Genomic DNA, 22,394 nt, shown 5'->3' with positions numbered 1-22,394 from the left:
CCGCTTACCGAGCGTCCGGTGCGCGACCGGCAGAACGGGCCGTGACGGCCGCCCCGGTTGCGTCGTCGGTGCGGGCGTACGACACCGCAGCATCGGTGGCCGCAGAACCGAGGCTCGCCACAGCTCCCGCCAGGCGAACGACCGCATCGGTATGCGCCAGATGGGTTCCGGTCACGGTGGCCAGAAATTCCTGCCCGATCAGGCCGAACACCGGTGCCAACACGGCGGGCCCGCAGGCAGCGGCGGCAGCGCCGGCCGCCGCGATCTGCTCGGCCATGGTCGACGCCGCTGCGCCGTAGGCGAGCACCCCCTCGGTCTCGACGACGAGTTCGTCCATGAGTCCCCCTGAAATCGCGTGCGTTCGCGCAGTCGCCGAATGCGACGCCCAACTGGTTCGACGCGAGTGCGGGCACATCGGTTCCCACGACTTGCCGTTCGCCGTGCGTCTCGGCGATCTCCTCCGGTGGGGCTCATCGTGTGGGCCTCATGGTGCTGGGCCTTATCCTGTGAGACATGGATACACACGTGGTCGACCACCCACTGGCCGCCGCCCTGCTCACCACCATGCGGGACGAGCGGAGCGACAACGCCACGTTCCGAACTGCGCTCCGCCAGCTCACCCACATGCTGGTGTACGAGGCCACCAGGGACGCCGACATCGACACGTTCGAGGTACGTACTCCCGTCGCAGTCACCCAGGGCACCCGGTTGGCTCGTCCGCCGCTGCTCGTGCCCGTACTGCGTGCCGGTCTCGGCATGGTGGAGAAGGCGAGCGGTCTGATTCCACAGTCTCGCGTCGGGTTCGTCGGGATGGCCAGGGACGAGCAGACGCATCAGCCGGTGCCCTACATGGAGTCCTTGCCCGACGACCTGTCCCAGACTCCGGTCTACGTGCTCGACCCCATGCTGGCGACCGGCGGATCGATGGTGCACACGATCGAGCTGCTCGTTGGACGCGGCGCAACCGATGTCACTGCCATCTGCGTCGTGGCCGCCCCCGAAGGTGTCGCAGCGCTCGAAGCGTCGGGACTCCCGGTGCGACTCGTTGCCGCGAGCATCGACGACGGACTCAACGAGAATGCCTTCATCGTCCCGGGCCTCGGCGACGCGGGCGACCGTCAGTTCGGACCCCGCTGATTCGCTCCGGTGCAACCCTGCTCGCGCTCGGGGTGTCCTGGCCCTCCGCCGGGCCCGACACCCCGCGGTTGCGCCTGCTCGATATCGAGACCGAGCAGGTCGAGTTCCAGGAGCTGGTGGGTAACACACTGAGCTACCGCGCTCTCGGCGGTGCGGCAGACCGATACTGCACGGGCCGAACGGCATTCACTGCGGACGGGCCGCCGCGGTACGTTCCGTGCCCGGGCCGAGAGCCGGCCGTCGGGTCGAGCCAGTGCGCACGGTGCGCGGACAAGGACGTGTTTCGTTTCGTTCATACCGTGCACCGCAGCGGATTCGTCTCGCGTGATCTGGAAAAGCATGTCATGGCACCGCATTGGCTCTACCTGGCGGCATTTGCCAACGGCACCTTCAAGATCGGGACAGCCGCGCAGACTCGCAAATGGGGTCGGCTGGCCGAGCAGGGGGCTATCTGTGCGCAGTACGTTGCGCACGCGGACGACGGCAAGGCCGTGCGTGTCGCCGAGGACCTGGTGACCGAAAGGCTCGGACTACGGCAGGCCGTACGGTCGGCGACGAAGGCAGCATCGCTGTGCGTGCCACTCGATCTCGACCGATTGGAGGCAGGCACTGTCGCGCGTGCGGAGCAGGTCCGTCAGCTGTTGACCGACGCCGCGATCGGCGGATGCCGGCCGATCGCGGAGCGGTGGACTCCGCCCACGGGACGGGAAGCGTTGAGCGAGAACGATACTCGGGTTGCCTACCCCGCCGATGTCGCAACCGGCTCTCATGGACTGCAGATCAGGACATGCGTCGGGCAGGCGGTGATCGCCTCGGTCGACGAGCAGACCTACGTCGCGGATCTGGCGGCATTGAAGGGTCGGCGCATCGAGCTCGGGGCCTTCACGTCCGATCTGCCTGCGGTGCAGTCGGCACTGTTCTGAGTTACAGCTCTTTTGCGAACGCGGAGAGCTGGGCCAGGAGTTCGTCCGCCGTCGCTCTCGCCCTTGCCAGATCCTGCCGGTCCCTGACGGGCTCGACGACCTCGAGGTACGCCTTGAGCTTGGGTTCGGTCCCGGACGGCCGCACGATGACCCGGAGCCCGGATCCCGCGATTTCGACTGCGTCGGTGCGCAACTCGTCGTCCCGGTCGGCGTAGTCCATGACGGTCACCGTGCGTCCGGCCAGCTCGGTCGGCGGCGTACTGCGCAGTCGGCGCATCATGTCCCCGATGTCGGTGAGATCCTGCACTCGGCGCGACACCTGCGCGCCGCTGTGGACTCCGAATTCGACGGCGAGGTCGTCGAGTACGTCGAGTAGCGTGCGTCCGTCCTGCTTCAGCGCTGCCGCGAGGTCCGCCAGTACGACGGCGGCAGAGATCCCGTCCTTGTCTCGCACCACATTCGGATCTACGCAGTGACCGATCGCTTCTTCGTAGGCGTACACGAGGCCGTCTCCGGCGCGCACGAGCCATTTGAAACCGGTCAGTGTGCGGGCATAGCGCGCGCCGCGGGCCGGTGCCAGTGCCGAGAGCAGCTGCGAGGACACGATGGTGTTGGCCACCAGTGAGCCGGGCGGTGCGTCACGCAGCAGGTAGTCGGCCAGCAGAGCGCCGGTTTCGTCCCCGGTCAGCATCCGCCAACCGTGAGCGTCTCGGACTCCGACTGCGCAGCGATCGGCATCGGGGTCGAGTGCCACGGCGAGGTCGGCGTCGGTCTCGGCCGCCAGCGCGAGAACCGCGTCCGCAGCACCCGGCTCTTCCGGGTTGGGGAAGGTCACCGTCGGGAAGGACGGATCGGGCTCGAACTGCTCCTCGACCACCCGGATGTCGCGGAACCCAGCGCCGCGCAGTGCCGCCACGGCGAGTTCTCCGCCGACGCCGTGCAGTGCAGTCAGGGCGATACGAACATCGCGTGATCTCGAACGGGGCAGTCTCACAACCGAATCGAGGTAGCGCGACGCGATGTCCGAGCCGCTGGGCTCGACGGCTGTGCGAGGCACGTCGACTGCATCTGCGCTGGCTTCGATGAGCGCCTCGATCTGGGCATCGCTCGGCGGAACCAACTGCGACCCGCCCCGCAGATACACCTTGTACCCGTTGTCGGCGGCCGGGTTGTGCGATGCGGTGATCTGCACCCCCAGCTCGGCATCGAGCGCCCGTACGGCGAAGGCGACAACGGGCGTGGGGAGTGGTCGAGGCAGAAGGACCACCGAAAATCCTTGCGCGGCCAACGTTTCCGCCGCTGCGAAGGCGAACTGTTCCGAACCGGTGCGCGCGTCACGGCCCACCACGACGGTGGATCCGCCGAGGCCCTGCCCGAGCAGCCACGCTGCGATACCGGCGGTCGCTCGCACGACCACGGCGACGTTCATGCCGTTCGGGCCGGCGCGCACCGGCCCTCGGAGGCCGGCGGTGCCGAAGGTCAACGGACCGCTGAATCGGTCCGCGAGTTCGGAATCGGAGAGGCCGTCGAGTTCGTCGCGGCTCGCCGGATCGGGATCTCCCGCGATCCAGCGTTGCACACGCTCGGTGAGATCCTCGATCACAGTCGGGTGACCAACTCGTGCAGAAGAGCGCCCATCCGAGCTGCCGAATCCTTGCCCGCAGCGAGCACTTCGGAGTGATCGAGGTGTTCTCCGGTCATGCCGGCAGCGAGGTTGGTGACCAACGAAATTCCCAGCACACGAGCACCCTTTGCACGGGCGGCGATCGTCTCGTGCACCGTCGACATGCCCACCAGATCTGCACCGAACGTGCGCAGCATCTTGATTTCGGCAGGCGTCTCGTAGTGAGGGCCCGGCAGTCCCGCGTAGACGCCGTCCTCGAGAGACGGATCGATCTCGGCCGCGAGAGCGCGGAGTTCGGGTGAGTAGGCACCGACGAGATCGACGAATTCGGCGCCGACGAGCGGCGAACGGGCGGTCAGGTTGAGGTGATCGGAAATCAGAACCGGTTGGCCGACGCTCATGCCTTCACGGATGCCGCCGGCGGCGTTGGTGAGGACGACGGTCGTCGCGCCTGCCGCGATCGCGGTGCGCACCGGGTGCACGACGCGTCGGAGGTCGTGACCCTCGTATGCGTGCGTACGGCCCTGAAGTAACAGAGTGTGGGTTCCGCCCACGTCCACCGAGGTGATCGTGCCGGAGTGGCCCGACGCGGACGGCGGCGCGAAGCCGGGGAGATCGGCCATGCGCACGGTCGCGGTGGGGGAGCCGACGACATCTGCGGCCGCCTGCCAGCCGGAGCCGAGGACGATGGCGACGGTATGGGTGTCGATGCCGGTCGCTGCAGCGAGAGCATCGGCGGCGGTGCGCGCCGCCGCATCGGGATCGGTCACGGGATCGGTTGCTCGTGCGTCGGAAGTTGCCACGATGAACAACAGTATGAGATCGCTGCGATGGATGTGGAACCGAGACGGTGCGACCGGGAAGTTACCGCCGAGTAGTATCCGCTGCATGCCTTATCTCGAACGCGACGGTGATGTCCACATCTTGTTCCTCGGTGCCCAGGAGGGCGCGGGCAATCCAGAGAACAGGTTCCACCCCGACTGGATAGATGCCGTCCATGCACTGCTCGACGAGGTCGAGGCATCGACCGGTCCGGCCGCGCTGGTCACCACCTCGGCAGGCAAGTTCTACAGCAACGGACTCGATACCGATTGGCTGTTCGCGAACCTGGACCGGATCACCTGGTACCTCGACCGCGTGCACACGCTCTACACGCGGCTGCTGGCGTTCCCGATGCCCACGGTCGCAGCGGTGCAGGGCCATGCGTTCGGTGCCGGCGCGATGTTCGCGACATCGCAGGATTTCCGCATCCAGCGCGCAGACCGAGGCTTCTACTGCCTGCCGGAGGTCAACCTCAACATGCCGTTCACCGTCGGCATGTCTGCCCTGATCAATTCCAGGCTGCCCAAGCAGACCGCCGTCGAGGCGATGCTGACCGGCCGTCGTTACGGCGGGGCCGATGCGGTGGCCGCAGGAATCGTCGAGGCCACCGCGTCCGAGGAATCGGTGGTCTCCGACGCCGTTGCCAAGGCGGCGGCGCTGACCAGCACCCGGGGAGCGAACCTGGCCGGCATCAAGAGGCGGATGCACGTGGACCTGCTCGCTGCGCTGACGACGCCGACGGACGACAGCAACTTCAGCTTCGGCAACTAGCCCCGTCCGGCACTGTTCGGGCTCGGAGTCGGCACAGCCGTTCCGACACGCCGCCGCGCTAGTGACACACTGTCTCTCGTGATCGACGAACCGAACAGTGCCGCCGTGGGCGAGGAGATCGGCCGCGCGCTCGCTCACGCAACCGACGAAGTGGTTGCGCTGTCGCACTCGATTCACGCAGAACCGGAACTGGCGTTCGAGGAATACCGCAGCGTTGCGAAGGTCCTCGACACGCTCCGCGCCCACCATTTCGAGATCGAATCCGGGGTCGCCGGCATCGACACCGCATTCACCGCGTCGGTGGGTAGCGGCGAACTCGTGATCGGAATCTGCGCGGAGTACGACGCGTTGCCCGAGATCGGTCATGCCTGCGGACACAACATCATCGCCGCGTCCGCGGTGGGTGCCGCCCTGGCGCTCGCGCCGGTGGCCGATGCGCTCGGCATCACGGTCCGAGTGCTCGGCACCCCTGCCGAGGAAACGGGCGGTGGCAAGGTCCTGATGCTCGAGCGCGGCGTCTTCGACGACATCGGTGCCGCACTGATGGTGCATCCGGGCCCGTTCGACATCGTGGGCGCGACGTCGCTGGCATTGGCCGACGTTGCCGTCAAATTCACCGGCCGTGCGGCCCATGCGTCGGCCGCCCCCGAGTGGGGAATCAACGCGGGCGATGCCGTCACCGTCGCGCAGGTGGCGCTCGGGCTCATTCGCCAGCACCTCTCGCCCGGCCAGCAACTGCACGGCATCGTCAGCGACGGCGGCGTCGCGCCGAACATCGTGCCCGGACATGCCGAGCTGCTCTACTATCTTCGCGCGAACAGCACCGAGTCACTCGAGGCGCTGACGAAGAAGACGTTCGCCTGTTTCGAGGCGGGTGCCATTGCCACCGGATGCACACACGAAATCCGCACGGTGTCGCCGACGTACGCGGCCCTGACCCCGGATTCGTGGCTGGTGGCGGCATTTCGTCAGGAAATCGAATCATTGGGACGGTCGCCCTTGGCACCGGATTTGGAAGGATTTCGCCCGTTGGGCAGCACTGACATGGGAAACGTGACGAATGTTCTACCCGGAATCCACCCCGTCGTCGGCCTCGATGCCGGAGGGGCGGTGACGCATCAACCGGAGTTCGCCGCAGCGTGTGTCACCGAGTCCGCCGACCGTGCACTGCTCGACGGTGCTCTCGCCCTCGCCGGAACGGCCGCTCGCGCCGCAGCCGATCCACAGACCCGGGCGCGTCTGCTCGACGGTGTGAACGCTCGATCCGCGGTGCAGCGATGAGCGCAGGCGAAGAGGCAGAAGTTCGGATGAGCGCAGGCGAAGAGGCAGAAGTTCGGATGAGCGCAGGCGAAGAGGCAGAAGTTCGGATGAGTTCACGTGAAGCCGCGATCGATCGGTGGATCCAGGCTCACACAGAAGATCTGTCCCTGTGGCGTCGGCACATTCACGCCCATCCGGAACTGGCCCGTCGTGAATTCGCTACGACGGCGTTCGTCATGGAGCAGCTGTCGGCGGCAGGCCTGTCACCCAAACCTCTGCCCGGCGGTACGGGCTTGATCTGCGATATCGGTCCCGACGGCCCGCGCGTCGCGCTGCGCGCGGACATGGACGCGCTGCCGCTGCAGGAGATCACCGGTGCGCCGTACACGTCGACGGTTCCCGGCGTATCCCACGCGTGCGGGCACGATGCCCACACCACGGTGTTGCTGGCGACCGGACTAGCGCTGGCGTCGCTGCCGGACCTGCAGTACGGGGTTCGGCTGATCTTCCAGCCTGCCGAAGAGGTCATGCCGGGCGGTGCACTCGACGCTGTTGCCGCGGGAGCGCTCGATGGGGTGTCGAAGATTTTCGCGTTGCACTGCGATCCTCGGCTCGAGGTGGGGCAGGTGGGAGTGCGTGTCGGGGCCATCACCTCCGCCGCCGACACCGTCGAATTGCGTCTGGACTCGCCGGGCGGGCACACGTCGAGGCCCCATCTGACGACCGATCTGGTCTACGCGTTGGGCACCGTCATCACCGGGCTGCCCGGCATGTTGAGCAGACGAATCGATCCGCGAACCAGCACAGTGATGGTCTGGGGCGCGGTCGTGGCGGGGCAGGCCCCCAACGCCATTCCGCAGACCGGCATGCTCACCGGAACAGTACGGACCGGCGACCACGAAACGTGGGCGCTGCTCGAGCCGCTCGTTTCCGAGATCGTCACCGGTCTGCTGGCACCGACCGGGGTGCGCTTCGAGCTGCACTACCGTCGCGGCGTACCGCCTGTGGTGAACGATCCGGCGTCCACGGCCACCTTCGAGAAGGCCATCGGCCGAGTCGGCCCGACAGCATTGGCCGACACGGCGCAGTCCGGTGGCGGCGAGGACTTCTCGTGGTACCTGGAGAACGTGCCGGGAGCGATGGCCCGACTGGGCGTGTGGTCGGGGACCGGTCCGCAACTCGACATCCATCAGCCGACATTCGACCTCGACGAGCGAGCCTTGGCCGTGGGTGTGAAAGTGATGACCGGAATCGCATTGGACCCGAACTAGCGGTCGGGCGGTTGTCGTCGCCGCTGACCGCGAACTTCTACGACGTGGTGCCCGGTCCTACGTTGCGGCTGTTCCTGGTGCGTAGGTCGCGCACGTATTCGGCTGGGGCACCGGCAATTTCGGCGGCCTCGGCCATGACCCCGAGGTAGCGTGCCGACGGTAGGCCACCCTCGTAGGCGTCGAGAACGTAGAGCCACGCCAGGACCGGCTCGCCTCCGGTCTCGATGCGCAGCCGGATCTTGCGGTGGATGCCGAGCTCCGAGCCCTCCCACCGATCCAGGCTCTCCTCGTCCTCATCGGAGACGTCGTAGAGCACCACGAAGACCTGTGAGTCCGGGTCCTCGACGATCGTGGCGAGCGCGCCCTCCCAGCCGATGTCGCCACCGCCGAAGGTCAAGCGCCACCCGTGCAGCCACCCGGTTCCCGACAGCGGTGAGTGGGGGCAACGCTGCAACATCTGCTCCGGATGCATGTTCGATCCGTAGGCGGCATAAATTGGCACGTCGGCCAGCCTAAACCGTATCGCCGCCCGTTGACGCCCCGTGGTGGTGTTTCGGTGCGTCGTCGCAGGTACGCCGAGCGGCGGGTGGAGTGAAGCTAGCCTTACCGACGCGCGGAACCGGACACTGCAATACCGTTGACGTGACACAGTACAAAGATTTCAGCACGCGAGAAGAGGATCAATGACCCGGATTGTGATCATCGGTGGTGGTCCGGCAGGGTACGAAGCAGCATTGGTGGCGGCGCAGCACGGCGGACAGGTGACGCTCGTCGATTCCGACGGCATCGGTGGTGCGTGCGTTCTGTGGGACTGCGTGCCGTCGAAGACGTTCATCGCCTCGACCGGCATTCGCACCGAGATGCGTCGCGCGAGCGACCTCGGAATCTCACTCGACCCATCACAGGCAGCGGTCGCGCTGCCCCAGATTCATTCGCGAGTGAAGAGCCTCGCGCAGGCGCAGTCCACCGACATCGCGCACCGGGTCACCTCGGTGGGCGTCGAAATACTGGCCGGTCGCGCCGAGATGATCGACACGCACGTCGGATTGGCCTCGCACCAGATCAAGGCGGTGTTGGCCGACGGCGAGGAGCGAATTCTCGACGCCGATGTCGTCCTCGTCGCCACCGGAGCGCGCCCCCGCGTCGTCAAGGGTGCCGAGCCGGACGGCGAACGCATTCTCAACTGGCGGCAGTTGTACGACCTCGAAGCACTGCCAGAACACCTTGTCGTCGTGGGATCCGGTGTGACCGGTGCCGAGTTCGTCTCGGCCTACACCGAGATGGGCGTCAAGGTCACCGCGGTATCGAGCCGCGATCGCGTCCTCCCGCACGAGGACGAGGACGCTGCCCTTGTGCTCGAAGACGCGTTCAACGAACGTGGCGTCACCCTCGTCAAGCATGCCCGCGCAGACTCGGTCGTCCGCACCGACGACGGTATCGTCGTCACGCTGTCCGACGGGCGCACCGTCGAGGGCAGCCACGCGCTGATGACCGTCGGATCGGTCCCGAACACGTCGGGACTCGGTTTGGAGAAGGTCGGGATCGAGCTCGACAAGGGTGGATACCTGCGTGTCGACCGCGTGTCTCGTACTGCGGTCGCGGGCATCTACGCGGCGGGTGACTGCACGGGTCTGCTGCCGTTGGCGTCGGTGGCCGCGATGCAGGGACGCATCGCGATGTACCACGCCCTGGGCCAGGCCGTCAGTCCCATCAAGCTCAAGACCGTGGCGTCGGCGGTGTTCACGCGGCCCGAGATCGCATCGGTCGGCGTCGCACAGTCCGCGATCGATGCAGGCGACGTACCGGCACGCACGGTGATGTTGCCGTTGACGACCAACCCGCGAGCGAAGATGAGTGGTCTCAAGCGTGGTTTCGTCAAGATTTTCTGTCGCCCCGCCACCGGTGTGGTCATCGGTGGTGTGGTGGTTGCTCCGAGCGCATCGGAGTTGATTCTTCCGATCGCGATGGCCGTGCAGAACAATCTGTCGGTGAACGACCTGGCCAACACGTTCTCGGTCTATCCGTCGCTGTCGGGTTCGGTCATCGAGGCCGCGCGCCAGCTGATGGCGCACGACGATCTGGACTGATCTCGCAATGTGAGAAACGCGTTTCATATTTCGGACGCACATGACATAGTCGAGAGAGCGGACACACCCGTCCGCTCTCTCTTCGACTCTGCGGATCCGCGGGCCGTTCTTCCCGTCCCTGCTGCCCTGGAGTCTCTTTCGTGTCTTCGATTCATCCGTTTGCCGGCTTGGCCCGACGCACCGCAACACTCGACAGCTCGGCCATCCGCGACCTTCTGGCCCTGACCGCTCGCGACGAGATCATCAGCCTGGCCGGCGGTTTACCGGCCACAGATCTCATACCGGTCGACCGCATCGCTGCCGCAGCGGACGCAGTGCTGCGACACTCCGACGCAGTGCAGTACTGCGAGACCTCCGGCCACCGAGCCCTGCGCCGCGTCATTGCAGCCAGGGAAACCCTCGCACGCGAAGGGGGTACCGTTCCGGTGGAATCCGTCGTCGTGACGCACGGATCGCAGCAGGCCTTGACACTGCTCGCGCAGGCGCTGATCGACCCGGGTGCCGTCGTGGTGGTCGACGAACCGGCGTATACCGGAGCGCTGCAGGTGTTTTCGATTGCCGAGGCGCAGATCGAATCCATCCCCATCACCGATGGCGGGATGGATGTCGACGAGCTCGAAGCGCGGCTGCTCGCCGGCCTGCGGCCCGCGGTGGTCCATACGGTCGCCAACTTTCACAACCCCCGCGGCGTGACGATGACCGAGGCTCGCCGTCGCCGACTCGCGGCCCTGGCCGACCGGTACGGATTCTGGATCATCGAGGACGATCCGTACGGCGAGATCTGGTTCGACACAATCGAATCCGGACCGTCCCCGTTGCCGATCGCGTGTCACAGCGATCGTGTCGTCAGGTTGTCGAGCGCGTCGAAGATCCTGGCGCCGACTCTGCGCGTGGGATGGTTCGTTGCCCCGCCCCGAGTGTGCGCGGCGGTGGAACTGCTCAAACAGGGTGCCGATCTGTGCGGTTCCTCGCTGACACAGCTGATGGCGGCCGACCTGCTGGGCGACACCGAGTGGCTGGCGGCCCACCTGACCGATCTTCGGCGTGAGTACGGTTGTCGCGCAGACGCATTGACGAGCGCTCTGTCCGGGGAATTCGGTTCGGCGCTGGACGTCTCGCGACCCACAGGTGGAATGTTCGCATGGGCGACCTTTCGTGACGGGACCGATACCACCGAGCTGCTCGCTGTGGCGCTCGCGCACGGCGTCGCGTTCGTGCCGGGTAGCGCGTTCGTGCGCGCTGCAACGTCTACGTCGGCCGAGTACTTCCGCCACTCGCTGAGGTTGAGCTTCGCCGGCTCCACACCGGAGGTGCTGAACGAGGCGGTGCGGCGGCTGAGCGCGGCACATGCGTCGATGACACGGCGGAGCTGAACCGCGACCAGCCTGCGCTGGTTCTGCGCTCGGCCGACCTGGGGCGGTAGCCTGACGTGGGAGACATCGCGAGGAATTTTCGAGGACAGGGAGCGTCCAGTGAGCAACCGATCGAACACGAAGTTCCTCGGACCCACCCAACGGGTGGAGGCGTGGGACCAGCTCGGACGCGAACAATTCGACGTCGTGGTCGTCGGCGGTGGCGTCGTGGGTTCGGGTGCCGCGCTCGACGCCGCAACACGAGGCCTGAAGGTGGCGCTCGTGGAGGCGCGTGACTACGCGTCGGGCACGTCCTCTCGCTCGTCCAAGATGTTCCACGGTGGCCTTCGCTACCTCGAACAACTCGAGTTCGGACTCGTCCGTGAGGCGCTGCACGAACGTGAACTCTCGCTCTCCACACTCGCGCCGCATCTGGTCAAACCGCTGAAATTCCTGTTCCCCCTAACCCATCGGGGGTGGGAGCGCCCGTACATCGCGGCGGGTATCTTTCTGTACGACCGGATGGGCGGTGCCAAATCGGTTCCGCAACAGAAGCATCTGACCCGTTCGGGTGCCCTGCGGATGTCGCCCGGCCTCAAGCGGAAATCGCTGATCGGCGGAATTCGGTACTACGACACCGTCGTCGACGACGCGCGGCACACGATGACCGTCGCCAGAACGGCAGCCCACTACGGCGCGGTGGTGCGTACATCCACTCAGGTCGTGGGGTTCCTCCGTGAAGCCGACCGTGTTTCCGGTGTGCGAGTGCGAGATTCGGAGACCGGGGCCACCACCGAGGTGCGTGCGCACGTGGTGATCAACGCCACGGGCGTGTGGACCGACGAAATACAGTCGCTGTCGAACATGCGTGGTCGCTTCCGAGTACGGGCCTCGAAGGGTGTGCACATCGTGGTGCCGCGCGATCGCATCGTCAGCGAAGCCGCGATCATTCTGCGCACCGAGAAGTCCGTGCTGTTCATCATTCCGTGGGGCGCGCACTGGATCATCGGGACCACCGATACCGACTGGAACCTCGATCTCGCGCACCCCGCCGCGACCAAAGCCGATATCGACTACATCCTCGGCGAAGTCAACGGGGTGCTCGTCACGCCGCTCACGCACGACGACATCGACGGCGTCTACGCGGGATTGCGGCCGCTACTGGCGGGTGAAAGCGACGAGACGTCCAAGCTGTCCCGTGAGCACGCGGTGGCGCGGGTGGCACCGGGACTCATTGCCATCGCAGGTGGCAAGTACACGACCTACCGGGTGATGGCCGAGGACGCAGTGGATCTCGCGGCCGAGGACATCCCGGCGCGGGTGGCGTCGTCGATCACCGAGAAGGTGCCGCTCGTCGGCGCGGACGGTTACTTCGCCCTGGTCAATCAGGCCCCGCACCTGGGTGAAGTACACGGGCTGCATCCGCACCGAGTGACTCATCTGCTGGACCGATACGGCTCGCTGATCGACGAGGTGCTGGCCATGGCGGACGGCAAACCCGAACTGCTGCAACCGTTGACCGACGCGCCCGCTTATCTGCAGGTCGAGGTGGTCTATGCCGCTGCGGCCGAGGGCGCACTGCACCTCGAGGACGTGCTGTCGCGGCGCACCCGGATTTCCATCGAGTACTCGCATCGTGGGATGAACTGCGCGGGTCAGGTCGCCGCACTCATCGCCCCGATCCTGGGGTGGGACGAGGCCACGGTCGACCGTGAGGTCGACACGTACCGGGCTCGGGTCGAGGCCGAGATCGCGTCGCAGCGTCAGCCGGACGACGAATCTGCCGACGCCCTGCGCGTCGTCGCCCCCGAAGCGCGTCAGGAAATTCTCGAACCCGTCCGGACCCTCTGAGTCACGGAACCCGAACCAGCGTCCGCGGTGCGCGAGCAGCCGTCGCGCCGGAGACAGCCATGACCAGCAGGGTGAGTATCGCAAGTGTCAACATACGATCCATGGTGATCGGCGAAGCTGTGAGCAGGCTTGGTCTCACCTGACGAAGCTCTGTGAAGGCCGGTCATCTCTGGCAGTGCGGGCAGTAGTAGATCTGCCGTTCTTCGAGTGGGTTGTCGCCGATCAGTCCGAACTCGATGGTGGTACCGCACCGCCTGCACGGCTTGTTCTCACGGCCGTACACCCAGAAGTGACGGCCCGCGCGACGATCCCCGGTGGTGACGCGCTGATTGCGATTCTTGTTGGCGGTGATGGTGCGGAAGGACAGGTCGATCATCTTCTTCAGGTCTCCGGAGTCCTCGACCGGCGTGCGGGGATCGACTCCGCGAAGGAAGCAGATCTCGTTGCGGTAGACATTGCCGAGTCCGGCTATGTTGCGCTGATCGAGCAGGGCCAGGCCGATCGGTCGGCCGGGGTCCGACTCCAGATTGGTCAGGGCGACACCTGGGTCCCAGTCGGGTCCGAGTAGATCCGGTCCGAGATAGCCGACAGCGTCGTCCTCGTTCTCGAGGATCTCCAGCACGCCCAGCTCGAATCCGATGGCCTGCGCCTTCTCGGTGTTCAGAATGATCCGCGCTTGGAAGGCCGGACGACGCCAGCGAGCCCCCAGTGCGTAAACGTGCCAGGTGCCTTCCATCTTCAGGTGCGAGTGGATCGAGTAGCCGCCCACTCTGATCAGCAGGTGTTTGCCCCTCGACGCGACAGACTCGACCGTTTCGCCGGTGAAGTCGACTGTGGCGTAACGGGGTACACGAATGTCGCAGGCAGTGAGCTGCTGGCCCTCGAGCGCTGCCCGCAGAGTGTTGGCGGCGCGCCAGACGGTATCGCCCTCGGGCATCTACGTCCTCTCTCGTTCTTCGGTTCTCTTCTTCGTCAGTGGTGCGGTGCCTCAGCGCCGCAGGCGTAGTCCGCGGGGAGTCGCCGAGAAACCGGCCGCGGTCAACGTCTTGGAGAAGTCCGTGCCGTGGATGTCGTGACCGTTGATCCGTTCGACCAGTAACTTGTCCACCCCGCCGCGCTTGACCGTGGTCGCCAATGCCGTTGCTGCAGAAGCGATGTCCTCGGTGTTGTCGCCGAAGGTCAGCACCGACTTCCCGCCACGTTCGACGAACATCGTCAACTCCCCACGAACAAGTACGACCAGCGCTCCCGCCTTGCGACCCGGCCGGTGCTTCGTCGTGTCGTCGGTGTCTTCGCCGCCGGCCTTCGGCCAGGGCAGTGCTCCGCCGTACGGGTTGGCCGGATCGCAGGACGCGAGTACGACGGCGGTGGCGTTCTTCTTCGGTTCGTCGTAGCTGCGCAAACGGTCGACGACGTCGGAGGTGGAGAACTGAGCGCCGCCCAGCGAATCGACGAAGTATCCGCGTCGGCAGCGACCCGAATCCTCGAACCCCGTCAGCACCTTGTACATCGTGGCGAACCCGCCGGGGACCCCTTCGTTCATGACCGAACCACGCGTCACCACGCCATAGCGTTCGAGAAGTACATCTGCGGTGGCATGAGCCCGGACGGTGAGGTCCGGTTCGAGTTCGGGCAACCGTGACCACCGACCGCCGGCCGTCGGGGGGCCGGTGCGGGTGGGTAGAGACGGCCGCTCGAACTGACGGTAGGAACGCAGGCGCGGGGTTCGACGCGGTGATCGATGACTCGGGGCGGAGCGGGTGGCCGTCGAGTTCAACAGCGCTCGCAGTGGCGCGAACGTGTCGTTGCTCAGTCGTCCGGCCCACACCAACTCCCAGAGCGCAGCCTGCAGAGCCGTGTCGTCGGTGCTGCCGACGGTGTCGGAGAGCTGGCGGAAGAAGTACGCACCGCCGCCGGCGACTGCGTCCTGAATGCGAATCTGCAACTCGGACAGGTCGGATTCGGCGGCGGGCACCAGAGTCAGCGGCGCGGTATCGGCCATGTGCAGGCTCACCCAACCGTCTTTGGACGAGATTGCACCGTGGCCCGCCCACAACACCTCGCCGGTCGAGGTCAACTCGTCGAGCATGGCGGGGCTGTAGTCGCTCACCCGGGAGGCGAGCACGAGAGATTCCCACGCCGACGCCGGAACGGGCACGCCCGCAAGCTGTTCGATGACCGTTGCCACACCGTCGATCCCGCTCAACCGACGACTGTCCACGTGCTGCCACGCCGGCAGGAAGCGGCCGAGCGTGGCGGTGGACACGGGTTCGACTTCCTGCCGTGCCGCCGCCAGAGATCGCCGCCGCAATCGCCGAAGAACCTCCGCGTCGCACCATTCGCTGCCCGTGGCACCGGGACGAAATTCGCCTTCGACGACGCGCTTGTCGACGGCCAGTCGGCGCAGGACGTCACGCACCACGGCGGTACCGACGCCGAACCGCGCTGCTGCGTCGTCGAGGGTGAACGGTCCGTGGGTTCGGGCGTACCGGCTGATCAGGTCGACGAGTGGGTCGTCGACGGGCTCGATGAACGCGGCGGGAGTGCCGATCGGTAGCGGAACACCGAGTGCATCGCGCAAGCGAGCCGCGTCCTCGATGGCCGTCCACCAGTTCTGGCCGGCGAACGAAACTTCCATTGCCCGCTTTGCATCGGCCAACTCGGCGAGCCACTGCGGATATTCGTCGCCGTTGGTGCGCTGTCCGACTTCCGTGGCGGTCAGCGGACCGAGCAGCCGCAGCAGATCCGCAACACCCTCGATGTCCTTGGCGTGTCTGTCCTCGGGCAGTCGCTGCAACTCGAGCTCGGTGGTGGTGATGACGCTGTCGTCCAGCAACTCTCGCAGCTCGACGCGTCCGAGCAACTCGGCCAGCAGCGCCGAATCGAGAGACAGTGCGGCGGCCCGGCGTTCGGCGAGCGGGCTGTCGCCCTCGTACATGAAAGCGCCGACGTAGTTGAACAGCAACGAATTCGCGAACGGTGACGGTGACGGCGTCTCGACGTCGACGATCCTGATCTGGCGTCGCCCGATGCGGGCCAGGATGTCTTCGAGGGCGGGGAGGTCGTAGACGTCCTGCAGGCACTCGCGCACGGTTTCGAGCAGGATCGGGAACGTGGGGTATTTACGAGCGACGTCGAGCAGCTGTGCCGAACGCTGCCGTTGTTGCCACAGCGGTGCCCGCTTGCCGGGGTTGCGGCGGGGCAGAAGCAGTGCGCGAGCGGCACATTCGCGAAATCTCGACGCGAACAATGCCGATCCACCGACCTGCTCGGTGACGATGTCGGCGATCTCGTCACGCTCGAACACGAACAGTTCCGCGCCGGGCGGCTGGTCGTCGGTATCGGGTAGCCGGACGATGATGCCGTCGTCGGATGCGGTGGGGGCGGCGTCGATGCCGTATCGCTCGATCAGCCTCGCGCCGACCGCGAGGGCCCACGGCGCGTGTACCTGCTGACCGTAGGTGGAGTGCAGCACCAATCGCCAGTCGCCGAGTTCGTCGCGAAATCGCTCGACGATCATCGTCTTGTCGGTGGGGAGCTGGCCGGTGGCCTCGAGTTGTTCGTCGAGCAAAGCGATCAGGTTGTTGACTGCGTTGGCGTCGAGACCGTCGGTGCTCAGCCGCTCGGCCAGGTTGCTGCGGTCGGTGGTGCTCCGCAGAAACTCGCCCAGGGCCCGGCCCAATTCGGCCGGTCGACCGAGGCCGTCGCCGTGCCAGAACGGCAGCCTGCCCGGTTGGCCGTATGCGGGACTGACCAACACCCGGTCGTGCGTGATCTCTTCGATGCGCCAGCTGGTGGCACCGAGTGCGAACACGTCGCCCACTCGCGATTCGTAGACCATCTCCTCGTCGAGTTCGCCTACCCGAGACTGCTTTTCGCCCACCATGTAGACGGTGAACAAACCGCGGTCGGGGATGGTGCCGCCGGACGTGACGGCCAGTCGCTGCGACCCGGGACGGCCGGTGAGAGTGTTGGCGTCGCGGTCCCACACGAGCCGTGGCCGTAGTTCGGCGAACTCGTCCGACGGGTAACGGCCCGAGAGCAGGTCGAGTGTCGACTCGTAGGCAGACCTGGGCAGGGTGGCGAAACTGCCGGTGCGACGGACGGATTCGAACCAGTCCTCGGCGTCGATGGGTTCGAGTGCGCACGCCGCGACGGTCTGCTGGGCGAGGACGTCGAGGGGATTGGCCGGGACGAAGAGGGCCTCGATCTTGCCCGACGTCATGCGTTCGACGGTGACCGCGCAATGGATGAGATCGGTGCGGTGCTTGGGGAACAGCACGCCCTTGGAGATCTCGCCCACCTGGTGGCCGGCGCGACCGACGCGCTGCAGGCCACTGGCCACCGACGGCGGTGCCTCGACCTGGACCACCAGATCGACTGCGCCCATGTCGATTCCGAGCTCCAGACTGCTGGTGGCCACAACGCAGCGCAGACGACCGGTCTTCAGATCGTCTTCGATCAGCGCGCGCTGATCCTTGCTGACACTGCCGTGGTGGGCCCGTGCCAGCAGAGGATCGGCACCGTGGTTGACGTCGGATGCGGTGCCCACCTGAGATGGTGGTTTGTGCTCGGTATCGACTCCGCCGCCGATACGTTCGGCGTACACCTCGTTGAGCCGCGCGGTGAGTCGTTCCGCGAGCCGGCGCGAGTTGGCGAAGACGATGCACGATTTGTGCTCGAGGATGAGATCGACCATCTTCTCCTCGACGTGCGGCCAGATCGATCCCTGAGCCGGGGGAGCGGCGGAGGTGTCCGCATTCGGGTCGGTGACGCCGAGTTCGGTCATGTCCTCCACGGGCACCTGAACCGTCAGGTCGAAAGTCTTCGGAGCGGGTGGAGCGACGATCTCGATGGGAGCGGCACCGGCGAGGAATCGGCCCACTTCCTCGTGGGGGCGCACCGTCGCGGACAGGCCGATGCGTTGCGCGGGCTTGTCCAGCATCGCGTCGAGCCGCTCGAGGGACACTGCGAGGTGCGCGCCACGCTTCGTGCCTGCGACGGCGTGCACCTCGTCGACGATCACCGTATCGACCTCGGCCAGGATGTCCCGCGCCGCAGAGGTGAGCATGAGGAACAGAGACTCGGGAGTGGTGATCAGAATGTCCGGCGGAGTCTTGATCATGGTCCGGCGATCGGCAGCGCTGGTGTCGCCCGAGCGGACTCCGACGGAGATCTCCGGCGGGTTCAGACCGAGACGCTTGGCCGTCTGGGTGATGCCGACCAACGGAGCTCGCAGGTTGCGCTCGACGTCCACTGCCAGAGCCTTGAGCGGCGATATGTAGAGCACCTTGGTCTTGCGGGTGCTGTCCGCACCCAGCTGGGCCAGCTCGTCGAGGGCCCACAGGAATGCCGACAGTGTTTTGCCCGAGCCGGTCGGCGCGACCACCAGGGTGTGCGATCCGCTGGAAATGGACGACCACGCACCGAGTTGCGCCGACGTGGGGGCCGGAAATGCGCCGTTGAACCACTCGCGAGTCGGCCGCGACAGCTTCTCCATGATGTCGGTGCCGATACTGTGCGTGGCCATCCCACCATCATGCCCCGAGGCACCGACAGGTAACCCCGGAGCGCGAAGCTCTGCGCTGCGGTGTCGTTTCGCCCGATTCGGGTACCCGGTGGCCATGACCGACGACCAAGAGATCATGCAGAAGATTTCCGCGAAACTCGACGCACTGCTCGGCAGCAAGACGAACGGCCTGCAGAACGAGGTGCCGCCGGGTGCAAGCATCCAATCGGACGAGGACGACGCCGAGCACGGTCCACTCGGCCGGGATTACCACTTGGCGAGCAAGTACGCCCAAGCGCTGGCCATCAACGAGCCTCAAGTGATCGACCGTGACGAGTTCGACCGCTTGGTCGCCGAATACGGCTGAGCCGACGCATTCGAGTGAGCCCCGACCCCTGCAGGGGATCGGGGCTCACTCGTCTCGGGCGCACCTGGCGAACGCGCGCGGCCGGTTCTACAGTCGATAGAGTGACCGAACGCAAGAAGCCAGGAGTCACGTTCGAGTCCTGGGTCGACAAACAGATCCGCGAGGCGCAGGACGCCGGCGCATTCGAAGGACTCGACGGCACCGGTAAACCCATCCCGATGGGCGATTCCGACGACGAACTGTGGTGGGTTCGCGGCTATCTGAGGCGAGAGAACCTGCCGGTCGATGCGCTCTTGCCCACGGCGTTGGCGTTGCGCAAAGAGATCGAGCGGCTGCCCTCGACGTTGATCGGTCTCCGGCGCGAGGAGTCCGTACGAGACGTGTTGGACGAGCTCAACGCTCGCATCGTCGACTGGATTCGCTTTCCTACCCCGCCGATCGTGCCGCTCGGCCCCGTGGATGTCGAGACGTGGGTGTCCCGGTGGCGTACCAATCGAGCCGAGGTCGACCGCCTGGAAAGACAGCACGACGCGGAGTCGGCTGTGACGTCGGGCCGGCCCTCGGCGGCGGACCACGACGGTGCATCGTGGTTCGCGCGCGTTCGCAGCAGGCTCAGCTGGTGGCGCTGAGTCCGATCGTCCTGGCGCAGTAGGCCAGAGCGTCCGCCGCAGTGGACACGAACGGAAGCGCAGCTGTGCCGTCCACGCGAACTCGAGAAGGCAACAGTCCGTCGGGGCACATCGGTTCCTCCAGTGTCGTCCACCCGGTTGCGCGCCGGCGCAGGCCGCCGACCACGGTGTCGGTCGCGTGCCGGACTCCGCTGCGGAGCGCAACCGGGGCGGTGTCGAGGTGCGTGCGAGCAAAGCGCAATGCGGCGTCGATCGCGTCGACGGTCTGGGTAGCCGATGATCGACCGCGCAGCCCGGTGCTCAGGCCGTGGCCGGGGAGATCCAATACCACTACGTCGACGCCTGCCCGTGCGATCTCGGCCGCCAGGGGTGTCAGGTAGCGGGCATGCAGACCGGCATCGACAACCAGCACGACCGACTGGTCGGTGACCGTCGCCGATCGGTGTACTTCGATGTGCACTCGCCCGCCGGCGATGTCGAGTTGCCGGTGCACGATATCGAGGCCGGCGACGTCTGCGCGGGCGAGCGCGACCGCGTCGGAGGCCGGCCGCAACGCTGCCTCGCAGGCGAGGTCGCGTTCGAGGGCGTCCTGACTCCTCAGCAGCGACTTGCCCTGGAGCAGAATCATCACGGCGGCAGCCTCGTGGGAGGTGAGGGTGGGTGCCCAGCCGGTGGCGGCACCGAGCGCGGTCGAATCGACGATGGGCTCTCCGGGCGTGACCCACTGCCCGGAGAACGGCGTGAGGCCCAGGGCGAAGGCGATGTTCGCGATACGCGTCGCCGCTTTCTGTGGAACGTCGAACATCAACTGGCCCTGCATCGCAGCGAGTTCACGTACGCCGACCCAGTCCACCGGACCCAGGTTGTACGGACCGACGAGGTCGGTCTTGGCCGCGCGGTGAAAGGCGTCGGCCATATCGTCCTGATACAAGAATTGATACGAGGCTCGATCCGCCTCCGGGAATGCACCGATCGGCCCGGTGAACTGGTCGATCCCGTCGTTGGCGAAGTCGGGTCCGACGATGTACGTGCACCGCAACATGGAGATGGCCATCTCACCGGGGTGCCTACGGAGCCACCACTCCGCATAGTGTTCTACCTCGGCCTTGTCGTAGAAGTAGTAGCGATTGGGATCGCCTGCTGGATAACTGTTCTCGGTGAGCGGCTCCGGAGCTATGTCGGCACCGTACGCGTTGATGCTGGACGCGATCACCACTCTCCCCACGCCTGCTCGATATGCCGAATCGATGACGTTGCGTGACCCGCGCAGGTTGATGTCGTGGGTCTCGGTCTTGTCTTTGAGCTCCTCGACCACGAACGCCAAGTGCAGCACGACGTCGCACTCGGCGAACGTCTCCTCGAGGTCGGGAGAGCGAATGTCCGAGCGGATCGCGGTGAACTTCGAGTGCGTGATTCGGGCTGGGCGACGGGCTATCCCGACGACCGCGTCCACCTCGGGATCCTCGAACAGCCTCGGGAGAATCGCGGCCGCGAAGTCACTGGTGGCTCCGGTGACCGCGATACGCACGCCGCGGTGGCGCTCACTCATGAGGGCAGCTCCGCTACGGCCTCGATGATCTGCTCCGTGGCGGTCGACAGGTGTTCTTCGGTGTGCGTTGCCATCACGCACAGGCGAAGTATGGCGCCGGATTTCGGCACGGCGGGATGCAACGCGGCGCTGGTGAAGATGCCGCGGTCGTAGAGGTTCTTCCATAGACTCATGGCCACGAGGTCGTCGCCGATGTGGAGTGAGACGATGGGGGCGGCCGTATCGCCGTGGGGTGTGGACGAGCGGCCTGCCACGTCGAGGCCGGCCGATTGCAGTCCGCCGCGCAGGATCTCGGCGTTGTCGAGTACGCGCCGAGCCCGATCCTTGCCCTCGTCGCTTCGGATCAGGCGGACGGAAGCCAATGCGGCACCCACCGCAGCAGGCACACCGGAGGTCGTGAACAGGAAGGCGCGGGCCTTGACCCGGAGGGTGTCGATCAAGTCGCTCGAGCCGGTCACGAACCCGCCGGTGGAACTGGGGCTCTTCGACAGTGACGCCATCGTGACGTCGACGTCCTTGGTGATGCCGAACAGCTCTGCCGCTCCGGTGAGTTCGGGCCCGTAGACACCGAGGCTGTGGGCTTCGTCGACCATCAGCGCTGCGTGATAGCGGATACACAGCTCGGAGACGACGTCGAGCGGTGCCAGGTCGCCCTCCATGGAGTACAGACCGTCGACGATCACCAGCACGGCTCCGTCGTCGACGACGGGTTGCTGGAGTTTGGCTTCGAGATCGGCCATGTCGTTGTGCTTGAACTTGACCACCGACGCGCCCGAGAGAGTGCTGCCGTCGCGGATCGATGCGTGGGCCGCCGAATCGACGATCACCGTGTCACCGGGGCCGACGATCGCACTGATCGTTCCGAGGTTCGTTTGGTAGCCCGTGGTGAAGACGAGTGCGTCGTCCGTTCCGTGCCACTGAGCGATCTCGTGCTCGAGTTCGAGGTGGAGGTCCAGAGTGCCGTTGAGCAAACGACTTCCGGTGACTGCGCTGCCGAATGTGTCGAGCGCGTGCTGGGCACCCTCGACAACCTTGGGATGGTCGGCAATGCCGAGGTAATTGTTGGATCCGAGCATGATCTTGTCCCGGCCCTCGACGCGAACGACCGGTGCAACGGCCGATTCCATCTTGCGGAAGTACGGGACCACATCGGCGTCTCGAACAGCGCGCAGCAAATCCACGCGCTCGTCTCCGCCGAGTCGTTTCATCAATCTGTTGACAACCATCGTGTACCAGAACTCC

Annotated in this window: 18 protein-coding genes; 10 read left to right on the top strand and 8 right to left on the bottom strand. The window is 66.1% G+C overall.

Features of this window, described 5'->3' with window-relative positions:
- Nucleotides 1–4: 4 nt before the first annotated feature.
- Complete coding sequence (locus J2X62_RS25190; protein ID WP_080730081.1) at nucleotides 5–337, bottom strand: type VII secretion target; 333 nt, start codon at nucleotides 335–337, stop codon at nucleotides 5–7.
- 176 nt (nucleotides 338–513) lie between these two features.
- Here J2X62_RS25190 and upp point away from each other — a divergent pair, with 176 nt between their 5' ends.
- On the top strand, nucleotides 514–1,137 hold the full coding sequence (gene upp, locus J2X62_RS25185) for a uracil phosphoribosyltransferase (protein WP_032370667.1): 624 nt from the start codon (nucleotides 514–516) through the stop codon (nucleotides 1,135–1,137).
- Nucleotides 1,138–1,169: 32 nt separating this feature from the next.
- On the top strand, nucleotides 1,170–2,060 hold the full coding sequence (locus J2X62_RS25180) for a DUF2797 domain-containing protein (protein ID WP_310184194.1): 891 nt from the start codon (nucleotides 1,170–1,172) through the stop codon (nucleotides 2,058–2,060).
- Between the two features lies 1 nt (nucleotide 2,061).
- On the opposite strand, the gene J2X62_RS25175 is transcribed toward J2X62_RS25180, so the two are convergent.
- Nucleotides 2,062–3,663 (bottom strand): phospho-sugar mutase, encoded by a 1,602-nt coding sequence (locus J2X62_RS25175; RefSeq protein ID WP_310184192.1) that lies wholly within the window; start codon nucleotides 3,661–3,663, stop codon nucleotides 2,062–2,064.
- A complete protein-coding gene (locus J2X62_RS25170) occupies nucleotides 3,660–4,487 on the bottom strand; it encodes a purine-nucleoside phosphorylase (protein ID WP_310184190.1) in 828 nt (275 codons plus the stop codon). Before J2X62_RS25170 ends, J2X62_RS25175 begins: the two co-directional genes overlap by 4 nt.
- Nucleotides 4,488–4,572: 85 nt before the next feature.
- Here J2X62_RS25170 and J2X62_RS25165 point away from each other — a divergent pair, with 85 nt between their 5' ends.
- The 3 genes from J2X62_RS25165 (at nucleotide 4,573) to J2X62_RS25155 (ending at nucleotide 7,808) form a co-directional block, all read left to right on the top strand.
- The gene (locus tag J2X62_RS25165) at nucleotides 4,573–5,277 is read left to right on the top strand and encodes an enoyl-CoA hydratase-related protein (RefSeq protein WP_027496437.1); all 705 of its coding nucleotides are present in this window, start codon (nucleotides 4,573–4,575) and stop codon (nucleotides 5,275–5,277) included.
- Nucleotides 5,278–5,382: 105 nt separating this feature from the next.
- Nucleotides 5,383–6,558, top strand: coding sequence for a M20 family metallopeptidase (locus tag J2X62_RS25160; RefSeq protein WP_057474308.1), 1,176 nt, complete (start codon nucleotides 5,383–5,385; stop codon nucleotides 6,556–6,558).
- 86 nt (nucleotides 6,559–6,644) lie between these two features.
- Complete coding sequence (locus tag J2X62_RS25155; RefSeq protein ID WP_027496439.1) at nucleotides 6,645–7,808, top strand: M20 family metallopeptidase; 1,164 nt, start codon at nucleotides 6,645–6,647, stop codon at nucleotides 7,806–7,808.
- A 37-nt stretch (nucleotides 7,809–7,845) separates the two neighbouring features.
- Here the strand turns inward: J2X62_RS25155 and J2X62_RS25150 are convergent, their stop codons facing one another.
- A complete protein-coding gene (locus J2X62_RS25150; RefSeq protein ID WP_027496440.1) occupies nucleotides 7,846–8,310 on the bottom strand; it encodes a gamma-glutamylcyclotransferase in 465 nt (154 codons plus the stop codon).
- 181 nt (nucleotides 8,311–8,491) lie between these two features.
- Here J2X62_RS25150 and J2X62_RS25145 point away from each other — a divergent pair, with 181 nt between their 5' ends.
- The 3 genes from J2X62_RS25145 (at nucleotide 8,492) to J2X62_RS25135 (ending at nucleotide 13,098) form a co-directional block, all read left to right on the top strand.
- Nucleotides 8,492–9,895 (top strand): NAD(P)H-quinone dehydrogenase, encoded by a 1,404-nt coding sequence (locus tag J2X62_RS25145; protein WP_027496441.1) that lies wholly within the window; start codon nucleotides 8,492–8,494, stop codon nucleotides 9,893–9,895.
- Nucleotides 9,896–10,035: 140 nt separating this feature from the next.
- Nucleotides 10,036–11,268 (top strand): PLP-dependent aminotransferase family protein, encoded by a 1,233-nt coding sequence (locus tag J2X62_RS25140; protein WP_052073821.1) that lies wholly within the window; start codon nucleotides 10,036–10,038, stop codon nucleotides 11,266–11,268.
- A 99-nt stretch (nucleotides 11,269–11,367) separates the two neighbouring features.
- A complete protein-coding gene (locus J2X62_RS25135; RefSeq protein WP_027496443.1) occupies nucleotides 11,368–13,098 on the top strand; it encodes a glycerol-3-phosphate dehydrogenase/oxidase in 1,731 nt (576 codons plus the stop codon).
- A gap of 163 nt (nucleotides 13,099–13,261) precedes the next feature.
- Here the strand turns inward: J2X62_RS25135 and J2X62_RS25130 are convergent, their stop codons facing one another.
- Nucleotides 13,262–14,035: a DNA-formamidopyrimidine glycosylase family protein gene (locus tag J2X62_RS25130; RefSeq protein ID WP_027496444.1), complete on the bottom strand. Its 774-nt coding sequence runs from the start codon at nucleotides 14,033–14,035 to the stop codon at nucleotides 13,262–13,264.
- A gap of 51 nt (nucleotides 14,036–14,086) precedes the next feature.
- On the bottom strand, nucleotides 14,087–18,628 hold the full coding sequence (locus J2X62_RS25125; RefSeq protein WP_283348042.1) for an ATP-dependent helicase: 4,542 nt from the start codon (nucleotides 18,626–18,628) through the stop codon (nucleotides 14,087–14,089).
- Nucleotides 18,629–18,722: 94 nt separating this feature from the next.
- Between J2X62_RS25125 and J2X62_RS25120 the strand changes: the two genes are divergently transcribed.
- Complete coding sequence (locus tag J2X62_RS25120) at nucleotides 18,723–18,974, top strand: hypothetical protein (protein ID WP_027496446.1); 252 nt, start codon at nucleotides 18,723–18,725, stop codon at nucleotides 18,972–18,974.
- 101 nt (nucleotides 18,975–19,075) lie between these two features.
- Nucleotides 19,076–19,603: a DUF1992 domain-containing protein gene (locus J2X62_RS25115; protein WP_094642961.1), complete on the top strand. Its 528-nt coding sequence runs from the start codon at nucleotides 19,076–19,078 to the stop codon at nucleotides 19,601–19,603.
- Here J2X62_RS25115 and J2X62_RS25110 read toward each other — a convergent pair.
- Together J2X62_RS25110 and J2X62_RS25105 are read right to left on the bottom strand one after the other, a co-directional pair.
- Nucleotides 19,587–21,152 carry an NAD-dependent epimerase/dehydratase family protein gene (locus J2X62_RS25110; RefSeq protein ID WP_032370672.1) on the bottom strand — a complete coding sequence of 522 codons (1,566 nt, stop codon included), beginning with the start codon at nucleotides 21,150–21,152 and terminating at the stop codon, nucleotides 19,587–19,589. The two genes, J2X62_RS25115 and J2X62_RS25110, sit on opposite strands and share 17 nt — an antisense overlap.
- On the bottom strand, nucleotides 21,149–22,378 hold the full coding sequence (locus J2X62_RS25105; RefSeq protein WP_027496449.1) for an aminotransferase class I/II-fold pyridoxal phosphate-dependent enzyme: 1,230 nt from the start codon (nucleotides 22,376–22,378) through the stop codon (nucleotides 21,149–21,151). Before J2X62_RS25105 ends, J2X62_RS25110 begins: the two co-directional genes overlap by 4 nt.
- Between the last annotated feature and the right edge of the window lie 16 nt (nucleotides 22,379–22,394).

The sequence above is a fragment of the Rhodococcus sp. 3258 genome, from assembly GCF_031456475.1.
Taxonomy (GTDB): Bacteria; Actinomycetota; Actinomycetes; order Mycobacteriales; family Mycobacteriaceae; genus Rhodococcoides; species Rhodococcoides fascians.
This window is presented reverse-complemented; position numbering and strand designations above follow the sequence as displayed.